The 10738-nt window shown below is 71.3% G+C and carries 12 protein-coding genes; 6 read left to right on the top strand and 6 right to left on the bottom strand.

Translation table 11 applies throughout. The annotated features are described in order from the left end of the window. Nucleotides 1-24: 24 nt before the first annotated feature. The 6 genes from M4D53_RS03440 to M4D53_RS03410 form a co-directional block, all read right to left on the bottom strand. Nucleotides 25-1050 carry an iron-siderophore ABC transporter substrate-binding protein gene (locus M4D53_RS03440; protein ID WP_259951930.1) on the bottom strand — a complete coding sequence of 342 codons (1026 nt, stop codon included), beginning with the start codon at nt 1048-1050 and terminating at the stop codon, nt 25-27. A 234-nt stretch (nt 1051-1284) separates the two neighbouring features. Continuing rightward, nucleotides 1285-1488 carry a cold-shock protein gene (locus M4D53_RS03435; protein WP_025104028.1) on the bottom strand — a complete coding sequence of 68 codons (204 nt, stop codon included), beginning with the start codon at nt 1486-1488 and terminating at the stop codon, nt 1285-1287. A gap of 73 nt (nt 1489-1561) precedes the next feature. Further along, nucleotides 1562-4426, bottom strand: a complete 2865-nt coding sequence (locus M4D53_RS17490) for a helix-turn-helix transcriptional regulator (protein WP_311198655.1) — start codon at nt 4424-4426, stop codon at nt 1562-1564. A gap of 65 nt (nt 4427-4491) precedes the next feature. Continuing rightward, complete coding sequence (locus tag M4D53_RS03420; RefSeq protein ID WP_187663032.1) at nt 4492-4710, bottom strand: hypothetical protein; 219 nt, start codon at nt 4708-4710, stop codon at nt 4492-4494. A gap of 132 nt (nt 4711-4842) precedes the next feature. Then, entirely contained in the window at nt 4843-5931 is a 1089-nt protein-coding gene (locus tag M4D53_RS03415; protein ID WP_259951920.1) for a hypothetical protein, read from the bottom strand. A gap of 94 nt (nt 5932-6025) precedes the next feature. Beyond that, complete coding sequence (locus M4D53_RS03410) at nt 6026-6481, bottom strand: SRPBCC family protein (RefSeq protein WP_187663031.1); 456 nt, start codon at nt 6479-6481, stop codon at nt 6026-6028. Between the two features lie 101 nt (nt 6482-6582). Between M4D53_RS03410 and M4D53_RS03405 the strand changes: the two genes are divergently transcribed. From M4D53_RS03405 to M4D53_RS03380, 6 genes are all read left to right on the top strand, one after another. After that, entirely contained in the window at nt 6583-7620 is a 1038-nt protein-coding gene (locus M4D53_RS03405) for an FUSC family protein (RefSeq protein ID WP_259951919.1), read from the top strand. 101 nt (nt 7621-7721) lie between these two features. Then, nucleotides 7722-8381 carry a DNA alkylation repair protein gene (locus M4D53_RS03400; RefSeq protein ID WP_259951917.1) on the top strand — a complete coding sequence of 220 codons (660 nt, stop codon included), beginning with the start codon at nt 7722-7724 and terminating at the stop codon, nt 8379-8381. Nucleotides 8382-8394: 13 nt separating this feature from the next. Then, complete coding sequence (deoD, locus tag M4D53_RS03395; protein WP_187663028.1) at nt 8395-9108, top strand: purine-nucleoside phosphorylase; 714 nt, start codon at nt 8395-8397, stop codon at nt 9106-9108. Between the two features lie 110 nt (nt 9109-9218). Beyond that, nucleotides 9219-9590, top strand: coding sequence for a roadblock/LC7 domain-containing protein (locus M4D53_RS03390; protein WP_187663027.1), 372 nt, complete (start codon nt 9219-9221; stop codon nt 9588-9590). Between the two features lie 68 nt (nt 9591-9658). Continuing rightward, on the top strand, nt 9659-10222 hold the full coding sequence (locus M4D53_RS03385; protein WP_187663026.1) for a GTP-binding protein: 564 nt from the start codon (nt 9659-9661) through the stop codon (nt 10220-10222). Continuing rightward, nucleotides 10219-10719 (top strand): roadblock/LC7 domain-containing protein, encoded by a 501-nt coding sequence (locus M4D53_RS03380; protein WP_187663025.1) that lies wholly within the window; start codon nt 10219-10221, stop codon nt 10717-10719. Before M4D53_RS03385 ends, M4D53_RS03380 begins: the two co-directional genes overlap by 4 nt. Nucleotides 10720-10738: the final 19 nt, after the last annotated feature.

Genomic DNA, 10738 nt, shown 5'->3' with positions numbered 1-10738 from the left:
TCCGCTGGGGGGCGGACGCGGAGCTTACTTCGCGAGCGGCGCGGCGAGGATGGCCAGGTAGTCCTCGAGACCCCACGGGATCGACAGCGCCGACGGGTTCGCCGATGCGGCGATGGGGGTGGCGTCCGGGAGGATCGCGACGCGGCCCTCCGCGATGGCCGGGATCTTCGACAGCAGCGGGTCGGCCTGCAGCGTGGCGAGGGTGGAGTCGTCGCCGTAGGTCACGAGCACGTCGACGTCGTCGAACTTCTGCGCCTCCTCGGCGCTCACCTGCAGGTAGAACTGGTCGCTGTCCTCGTTCTCCTCCACGATCGCGGGGAGCGGCAGGCCGAGGTCGTGCAGGTAGCCGGGGCGCGTGTCGGCCGCGGTGTAGTAGCCGATCTGGCTCAGGTCGCTCGGGTCGAAGTAGGCGAACAGCACCTTCTTGCCCTCGAGCGCGCTGTTGGCCGCGAGGGCCGCGTCGGCGTCGGCGTGCAGGTCCTCGATCAGGGCCTCGCCCTCAGCCTCGAGCCCCAGGGCCTTGGAGTTCATCTCGACCATGTCGTCGACGGACGTGCCCCACGCGACGTCGGGGTAGGCGACGACCGGGGCGATCTTGGAGAGCGTGTCGTACTCCTCCTGCGTGAGGCCGGAGTAGGCGGCGAGGATGACGTCGGGCTCGGTGTCGGCCACGGCCTCGTAGTCGATGCCGTCGGTCTCGTCGAAGAGCACCGGGGTCTCGCCACCGAGCTCGTCGAGCTTCTCCTCGACCCAGGGGAGGATGCCGTTGTCGTCGTCGTCGCCCCAGGTGGCCTTGCTCATGCCGACCGGGACGATGCCGAGGGCCAGCGGCACCTCGTGGTTCGCCCACGCGATGGTGGCCACGCGCTCGGGCTTCTCGTCGATGGTCGTCTCGCCGTAGACGTGCTCGATGGTGACGGGGAACGCGTCGTCAGAGGCCGGGTTGCTCCCGGCGGACGCGGTCGACTCCGGCGCGGAGGACGAGCAGGCGGAGAGCGCCACGGCGAGCGCGGCGGCCGCGCCGAGGGCGAGAAGTCGAGAGGTGCGCACAGGCGTTCCCTTCGGGATGGGAGATGGGGTGTCGACGCGAGAGCGTCCGGCCTTTGGTAAGCCTCGCCTAATCTAACACGGAGGTTAGGACTGCCTCACTCCCGTTTCGAATCGCTCACCTTGTCCCATCCGGCGCCCGGATGCCGCAAAGTGGGCGATTCGAAGGTGTCGGGGCAACGAAAAAGCCGGCCGGACCCGTACGGATCCGGCCGGCTTCAGGAAGTCAGCGCACGCTCAGAGAGCGCGGATGTTCGCCGCCTGCATGCCCTTGGGGCCACGCTCAGCGTCGAATTCGACCTTCTGGTTCTCGCGGAGCTCCTTGAAACCGGAGCCGGCGATAGCCGAGTAGTGGGCGAAGAGGTCTTCGGTGCCGTCATCGGGAGCGATGAAGCCGAAGCCCTTCTCTGCGTTGAACCATTTCACAGTGCCAGTGGCCATGTGTTTTCTACTTTCTGTTGACCGGCCGCTCGCGCGGCCTGCATCATGCCGATGATCCGACATGCATGCTCGGTCACGCTACCACGGCCGACTGACCGGATGCCGCCTCTTCGGCCGTGCGATGGGCGAGTGCCGCCTCGGTGCGCGTGCTGACACCGAGTTTGCGCAGCACCGCCGAGACGTGCACGCTGACGGTCTTCACACTGATGAACAGGCGCTCCCCGATCTGGCGGTTGCTCAGGCCCTCAGCGATCAGGGCGAGTACCTGCCGCTCCCTGGCCGTCAGCTGCTCCGCGTCAGCCTCGCGGGGTGCGGTCGGACGCACCCCGGACGCATCGCCGAACCGTGTCAGTGCCTTCTGCAGCGGCACGTGGCCGAGTCGCTCGGCGATCGCCGTCGCCGTGGCCAGCACGGCAGCCGCCTCGGCGCGCTCCCCGGCGGCGACGTGCAGCCGGGCCCGCTCGAGCCGGAGCACCACCCGGAACGTCACCGGAACGTCGTCCCCGTCCGCACACACCAGCGCCTCGTCGACCACCGCCGGCTCCGGTTCGAGAAGGGCGTGCAGCACCGTCGACCACGCGTCGTCCTGGAGTTCCGGCGGCTGCGCCTCCCAGGCCGTCCGCACCGCCGCGACCGCCGCATCGACGTCCGCCCCGCCCGCACGCAGCGCCGTCACGAGGGCCCCCGCCTCCAGGAGCAGCCGCCGCTGATGCAGCAACGCCGGACGCTCGTCCTCCAGCATCGCCAAGATCACGTCGAGCGCTCCGCGGAGGTCGCCCTGACTCTCGGCGACGGCGACCTGCATCGTGATCCGGTCGTACCAGATCTGCCGCTCCGAGACCCCCGTCTCCTCGAACGCCGGCAGCCACTCCCGCAGGGTCTCCGCGGCTTCCGCGGCCCGGCCCCGCCAGGCGAGCACCCGCACCCGGGTCATGCTCACGTACATCCGGAACACCCGCAGCGTGCCCTGCAGGAAATCGCGGGCCAGCATGTCCTCGACCTGGTCGATCTCCCCGAGCTCGAGCAACGGCACGATCATGTTCTGCGCCATGATCGAGCCCGAGGTGCGCTCGACGCGGAGCTCACGGGCTCGCCGCAGACCCTCCTCGGCGACGGCGACGGCCTCCCGGTAGCGGCCCAGCAGCGTCAGCAGGTCGGAGTAGTTGACGCGGTAACGCATCTCGGCCGTCGATCCGGCGGCGAGGTCGCGTGCCCGTCGGTACTCGCGCACCCCCTCCGCGACCCGTCCGAGGTGCGCCAGCGACCCGCCACGGACGTTCGCGGCGATCGAGAGCTGGTCCGTCGTCGGGGCGCCCGCCGCCCGGCGCTCCGCCTCGTCGGCGAGGCGGATGGCCTCCTCCCGGTCACCCGCGATCATGCGACGACTCGCGAGCTGATTCAGCAGTTCCGCACGGAACACGTCGTCGTCGACCCGCTCGGCGAGCGCCAGCGCCTCCTGAAGCAACGGGACGGCTCCGAGACGCCCGAGGTTGACGAGGTACAGCGCCTTGTTGCGCAGCAGCCGGGCGTGCAGTCGCGGGTCGACCGTCGCCGCGTCGACCTCGCTCAGCGCGACGTTGGCGACCGCGAGCGCGCGCTCCCCGTCGCCGGCGTTGCGCAGGACCGACCCGAGCACGTGGAGGAGGTCGAGACGCGCGAAGCCCGTCGCCTCCGCCGCGTCAGGCACGAGCGGCCAGAGCTCGAGGACGAGCTCCCCGAACCGCGCCGCGCTGGCGAAGGCGTACTGGGCCTTCGCCTGCCGCATGGCGTCGGCGGCGGCCGCGATCGCACGACGATCGTCCTGCGCGAGCTGCCAGTGGTAGGCCGACGCCGCCGCGTCGTCGCCCCTGCCCTCCTCCAACGCCTCGGCGTAGGCCCGGTGCAGCCGCGCCCTCTCGCCGGGGAGCAGGTCGCCGTGCACGGCCTCCCGCAGCAGAGCGTGGCGGAACCGGTAGTCGTCCTCGCCGACGACGATGATGCCGCTGCGCACGGCCTCACGGACGGCGTCTTCGACACGATCCTCCGGAAGGTCGACGAGGCGCAGCAGCAGCGGATCCGTGAGCGGCCGCTCGGCGCCGGACATCACCTGCACCACCCGGCGCGCGTCGTCGCCGAGGCGGTCGAAGCGGGCGAGCAGCAGGTCGCGCAGGCTCTCCGGCAGGGGGCCCTGGGCGCACCCGGCGATCTCCTCGACGAAGAAGGGGACGCCCTCCGCGCGCACCTGCAGCCGCTCCAGCGCCGTCGCGGTCGGCGCGCGTCCCGTGATCTGTGCGACCAGCTCGCCGACCGCATGGTCGTCGAGGCGCGGCACGGTCATCCGTTCGAGCAGTCGCGCCCTCGTGGCCTCGCCGATGAACCGGCTCACCGCGTCGCCTCGGCGCACATCGTCGGTGCGGCAGGTGATGAGCAGCAGGAGGCGGCCGCGGTCGAGCGTGCGCAGCAGGAAGGAGAGGATCGCGAGGGTCGAGTCGTCGGCCCAGTGCAGGTCTTCGACGACGATGACCTGCGGCGCCAGCTCCGTGGCGGCCTCGATGAGGGAGGCGATCGCGTCGCGCAGGCGTTCGGGGCTGGTGCGGTCGCGAGCGGCGGGGGCGTCGACGAGCTCGGGCAGCAGCATGCCGAGCGCCTCGACGCCCACGCCGACCGCCTCGCGCACACGCTCCGCGCCCAGCCGCTCCACGAGCGAGCGGAGGATGCCGGCGAGCGGGCCGAACGGGGCGCGCGAGGTGCCGAGGTCGAGACACCAGCCCCCGTGCACGTCGGCCGCGGTCGCGATCTCGGCGCTGAACTCCCGCACCAGCCGGGACTTGCCGATACCCGCCTCGCCCTCCACGAGCAGCGCGGCGGGCACACCCTGGCGCACGCCGTCGAACAGGCGGCGCATCCCGGCGAGCTCGGCATCACGCCCGACCATCGCGGCGGTGGGGGCTGGGGCCATGGACCCATCGTGCCACTGCCCGCGGACATCCGGAGGGCCGGGGAAGGACAGGACGACGCCGTCCGTCATCGGGCGACGGCCGGATCGCACGCCGCTGTGCGCGGAGCCTGCGGCGCCGACGCTCGCCCGCGTCCGAGGCGCAGCAGCCGGCGCAGCGGACCCGCAGGACGCGGCACGATCTGGTCCGCGTGCTCGATGAGCATCCGGCGCCGGGCGACCGCGCGCTCGATCTGCTCCTGCTCGAAGACGGTGACCTGATGGATGAGGGAGGGGTGCTCGAACATGATGTCTCCTCGACGGTTCGGTGTATCCCTACACTCCGCTCTGAGGTGCCCCCTCGACATCGGACGGATGCCCTATCTTCCGCGCCCTCTCCCCGCCGACCTCCCTACGCCGACGCAGGCTCCCGCGCCGCATCAGGCTCCTGGTCCACCCACCCGCCTGAGCCCGCGCGAACGCCCGCCCTCCCAGAGCGAGGGCCGCGCGGACGGACGGGTCCCCTCCGGCACGACGATCGCGAGCACCCGCACGAGCGTCGTCATCCACAGCAGTCCGAGCCCGACGACGACCGCCTCCACCGCGGTCACCGGGAAGAAGCCGAGCGGCCACCACAGCAGCACGGCCCCGACCACGAGCACCCCGACGGCGACGGAGGTCACCACGAGGGCCAGGGGCCGACCGGGGACGATCAAAGTCGTCGCCGCGGCAGCCCCGAGGAAGAGGAGCAGCGCCGCGACGGCTGCGATGTCGTGCGGCACGGGGGCTCGATACAGCGGCAGGAGCCCGACCGCGGCGAGAGCGAGTCCGGCCGCCGCCCACAGCACGACCACGGTCGCGATCCGGGACAGCGCGTGGTCCCCGAGCAGCCGATGCAGATCGCGACCGATGTACGAGCCGACGGTGGCGACCAGCAGCCCGGCGACGACGAGGGTGCCGTTGAACGCCCACCCCACCCCGAGCTGCGAGAAGTTCTCCTCCCACCACCGGGGGTCGACGGCGGTCACCATCGCGAACAGCGTGCCGATCACGAGGAACCCGAACAGGAGCCCGGCGAGGTCCGCGGTCCGGAGCCCGATTCCCGCACCGAAGGCGAGTCGTCCGCCGACCGCGGACGCGACCCCCGTGAGCAGCCCGCCGCCGATGGCTCCCAGCGCGAGGCCGCGCAGGCCCGCCGCGAGCACCTCGGCCGTGAGCAGCACACCCATCGCCGTCACCGCCCCGAACGCGACGGTGAGGGCGGCGGCCGAGAGGCGCGACACGACCCGTTGCCAGCGCGGCATCGCGGCTGCCTCATCGCGACGATGCAGGAGAGTGCTGACGACGAAGGCCAGGGCCGCGACACCGCCGGCGACCCCCGCAGCGGGCAGCGCCAGTCCTCCCTCACCCGTCAGCGGCCGCGGCGGGCCGGCGAGGAGCAGCGCCCCAGCGAGAGCTCCCCCGACGAAGCAGACCACGGTCGCGAGCACGGCACGCCCCTCGCCGCGCAGACGCTCCCTCGTGTCCATGCGCCCATGCAAGCACGCCCCTCCGACGCCCGCAGCCCTCACACGCGACGAGGCCCGGGCCGCGCGCAGCGATCCGGGCCTCGAAGAGGATGCGTCAGGCGTCCACGTCACCGCGCCAGGCGCCGGTCTCGACGCCACGGCCCTCGATGAACTCCTTGAAGTTCTTCAGGTCCTTCTTCACCGCGTGGGATCCGGCGCCGACCAGGGCACCGACCTTCTCCAGGAGTCCCTCCGGCGCCCAGTCGAGCTGGACGGTCACACGCGTGGTGTTCTCGTCGATCTTGTGGAACGTCACGACGCCCGCGTGCTCGGTCTCGCCGCCGACGCTGTTCCACGCGACGCGCTCATCCGGGTGCTGCTCGGTGATCTCGGCGTCGAACTCACGCTCCGCGCCCCCCACGTTCACCTTCCAGTGCGTGTGGGTCGCGTCGATCTGCGTGATGGAGACGACCTCGTCGAGGAACTTCGGGAAGCTCTCGAACTGCGTCCACTGGTTGTACGCCGTGCGGACGGGAACGTCGACGTCGATGGTCTCGATGATCTGCACCATGGGGATGCTCCTCACTTGTTCGTCGTTCGTGTGCTTCCATTCAGCCCGCTGCGGGCGAGATCGGCGATGGGGTTGACATCGGCGCGACTACCGTGGAGGTCATGCGCATCCCCGCCGCGATCCGCGCCTCCCAGCGCTCCCCCCTGCTGCAGGTGGTGAAGTCGGCCGCGGCGACCATCGCCGCGTGGCTGATCGCGGGCTTGGTCTTCCCCGGGCAGCTGCCGGTGTTCGCCGCGATCGCCGCGCTGCTGGTCGTGCAGCCCAGCGTCAACCAGTCGCTGTCGAAGGCGCTGGAGCGCAGCATCGGCGTGATCGTCGGCGTGGTGATCGCTGTCGGCCTCGGCCTGCTCCTCGGCTCGCCGAGCTGGATCGTGCTGCTCGCGATCGTCGTCGCGATGCTCGTGGCATGGATCTTCCGGGCGTCCCCCGGCACCGGCAACCAGGTCGCGATCTCGGCGATGCTCGTGCTGGCGCTCGGGTCGTCGAGTCCGGAGTACGCGATCGCCCGGATCGGGGAGACCCTCATCGGGGTGGTGATCGGCATCGTCGTGAATGCGCTGATCGTGCCACCGGTGCTCGTCGAGCCGGCGCGGCGGGATGTGGGGCTGCTCGGACGGGAGCTCGCCGCGAGCCTCGACCGCCTCGCGGACGCCCTGCCCGCCCCGCAGACTCCGGCGCGGCTGCAGGAGCTCATGCTCGAGGTGCGGCTGCTGCGACCCATGAAGGACGCCGCCGAAGCCGCGATCGCCGCCGGGGAGGAGTCGCTCACGCTGAACCCCCGGCGCTCGACCCACCGCGCCGACCTGCAGGAGCTGAGGGCGCTGCTCGACCGGCTCTCGCCCATCGTCACGCAGACCATCGGCATGACGCGGGCCTACTTCGACCACTACGACGACCGGCTCGGCGAAGAGCCCGCGGTGGCCGCGATCGCCGAGCAGCTCCGCCGGGCCGGGCACGACGTGCGTCTCGCGGTGCAGACCACGGCTCCCGCCGCAGAGCCCGAACCGCTGACCTCCGCCATCCCCGCGCTGACCGCTCCGCTCGTGATCCGTCCGCCGTCCTCGCAGCACTGGATCCTCATCGGCTCCCTCATGGAAGACCTCCGTCGCATCCGCGGCGAGCTCCTTGACGAAGACTGAGTACCGACCCACCCCCTTTCGCACCTCCCGGCCCCCTCTGTGCGTTCGCAACGGGCCGGGGCGCACCGAAAGGGGTGGGTCGGCGGGGTTACCCTGGCGGGATGACAGTCGAGGAGGCGCTGGCGGAGCTCGCGGCGCTGGAGGACCCGAAGCAGCGCGCGGCGAACGAGAAGCGCGGCGACGACCACGGCATCAACCTGAGCCGCATGCGCGCCCTCGCGAAGCGCATCAAGACGGACCAGGCCCTGGCGCGGGAGCTGTGGGCGACCAGCGAGACGTCCGCCCGGCTCCTGGCCCTGCTCGTGTGCCGTCCGGCCGACTTCACCGCCGACGAGCTCGACACGATGCTGCGCGAGACGCGGCCGCCCAAGGTGAACGACTGGTTCGTGAACTACGTGCTCAAGAAGTCGCCCCTCGCCGAGGAGCTGCGCCGGCGCTGGTTCGACGACGCGGATCCCACCGTCGCGGCCGCCGCGTGGTCGCTGACGACGGTCCGGGTGACGAAGGACGCCGACGGTCTCGACCTGCCGCACCTGCTCGACCTGATCGACCGCGACCTGCAGCAGGCCCCGCCGCGCCTGCAGTGGGCCATGAACGAGACCCTCGCGAACATCGGCATCTTCCATCCGGACCTGCGGGGACGGGCGGTGGAGATCGGAGAACGGCTCCAGGTGCTGGCCGACTACCCCACCGCCCCCGGCTGCACCTCGCCCTTCGCGCCCCTCTGGATCGGGGAGATCGTCCGGCGTCGCGAGGGCTGAGTACGCTGAGCGGATGAGCACCCACATCGCCGCGGAACCCGGTCAGATCGCCCCCGTCGTGCTGTTCCCCGGCGATCCGCTGCGGGCGAAGTGGATCGCCGAGACCTTCCTCGACGACGCCGAGCTGTACTCGGAGACGCGCGGCATGCTGGGCTTCACCGGCACCTGGGAGGGGCATCGGGTCTCCGTCCAGGGCTCGGGGATGGGGCAGCCGTCGATGGCGATCTACGCGACGGAACTGTTCACGGAGTACGACGTGCAGACGATCGTCCGGGTCGGATCCTGCGGCGCGCTGACCGAGAAGCTCGCGGTCCGCGACATCATCATCGCCAACGGCGCGAGCACCGACTCCGGGATCAACCGCGTGCGCTTCCACGGCCTCGACTACGCCCCGCTCGCCGACTTCGCCCTGCTGCGCGCGGCGGTGGAGGCGAGCGAGTCGGAGCCGGTGTCGTCCACGGTGCACGTGGGGCCGCTGTTCTCGAGCGACCAGTTCTACAGCACCCGGCCGGAGCTCACGGAGCCCTTCGTGCGGCACGGCATCCTCGGCGTCGAGATGGAGGCGGCAGGGCTCTACACGCTCGCCGCGTTCCACGGGCGCCGCGCCCTCGCGATCTGCACGGTCAGCGACCACATCGTCACCGGCGAGGAGACCACGGCCCAGGAGCGCGAGCAGACGTTCGGCGACATGGTCCGCATCGCCCTCCGCGCAGCGACCTCGGTCTGAGACTGGCCCCCTCGTCGAGTAACGTTATACACTTCACAGGTCGCGCGGCGCCGGGGACGACCGCACAGGGCGGTCGCTGCTGCGCGCGATGAAGACGACTGGGGAGAACCATGGCCACGCAAGATCAGCTCAACACGCTTCTGGCGGACATCGAGCGCGACATCAACGGATTCATCGGGGCGTCGATCGTCGACCTCGAATCAGGACTGCCGCTCGCCTCGAGCTCCGTCCGTCCGGACTTCGACCTCGAGGTCGCGAGCGCGTTCAACAGCGAGATCGTGAAGAACAAGAAGCGCACGATCGATGCCCTCGGCATCGATGGCGAGCTCGAGGACATGCTGCTGACGCTGAACACGCAGCTGCACCTGCTCAAGATGCTCGACGACGATCTGTTCATCTACCTGGCCGCCGATCGGCAGGCCACGAACCTCGCCCTGCTGCGCTCCTCGGTGAACCGCCGGGTCGCCGCCCTCGGCGCGTGATCCATGAGGCCGTGGGGAGCGGCCTCGGGAGAGGGCGACAGCGAAAGACCGGTCCCGGGGAGCGGACGATGAGGCGCCCCCGGCGCCGACGGACCGACCTGCCTCAGCGGTACCGGGTGATCTTCGCCGGTCCGGTGGGCGCGGGCAAGACGACCGCGGTCCGCGCTCTGAGCGACGTCGCGCCGGTGGACACCGACGTGCCGATGTCGTTCGCGAGCGGTGACGGCAAGACCACCACGACGGTCGGGCTCGACTACGGGACCTGGCGGCCGACGCCCGAGGTCTCCATCGCGCTCATCGGCATCCCGGGGCAGCAGCGCTTCGCGTCGGCACGGCAGCGCGTCTCGATCCCGGGCACCCGGGTGCTGCTCTGGCTGCGCGGCGACCGCGACACCCTCGTCGCCGACGCCGACGAGTGGCTGGACGTTCTCGCGGGCGAGGAGCATCGCGTCGTGATCGCCGTCAGCCACACCGCCGGACGAGCGATCGGCGATATCCGGCGCGCGCTCGCCGCCCCCCTCGCGCGACACGGCATCCCCGCCTCGCGCGTCCTCGCGGCCGACGCGCGCGACCGCGACAGCGTGATGCGTGTCGCCGGCGCCGCTCTCGATCTTCCGGAGGAGAAGCCATGACCGGACCCGCCCGGCGGCACGACGCCGCCGCGACGCCCGATCCGTCCCGCATGCACCCCGACGTCGCCGGCAACTGGGCCCTGTGGTCGCGCATCGTCGGCCCGTCGGCGCAGACCCGTCTGCAGCAGTTGGAGGAGCGCTTCCCGGAGCTGACGACCGCGGTCCTCGGCACGGCCGACGGCCTCCACATCGCCTCGCTCGGCGTCGACCAGGACGGCGGCGAGCAGCTCGCGGCGATGAACGGCTCCCTGTTCGGGGTCGCGCGAGCCGAAGCCGAGATCATCGCCGGCGGGACGGAGCCGACCCTGTCGGCCATCGTGTCGCTGTCCATCGGAGAGAACCAGATGGCCCTGCTGAGCTTCATCCTCGCGCCGTATGGCCAGCTCCTGCTCTCGGTGTCGGCCTCGTCGTCGCAGCTCGGGACCGTGATCGTGCACGCGCGCTCCACGGCGTACGAGCTGCTCACCGCGCTCGGGGTCACGGGATCGGCGACATGACGCAGATGGGATGATCGAA

The sequence above is a fragment of the Microbacterium meiriae genome (genome assembly GCF_025143875.1).
GTDB lineage: Bacteria > Actinomycetota > Actinomycetes > Actinomycetales > Microbacteriaceae > Microbacterium > Microbacterium meiriae.
The sequence above is the reverse complement of the archived record's forward strand: the minus strand, read 5'-3'. Positions and strand labels throughout refer to the sequence as shown.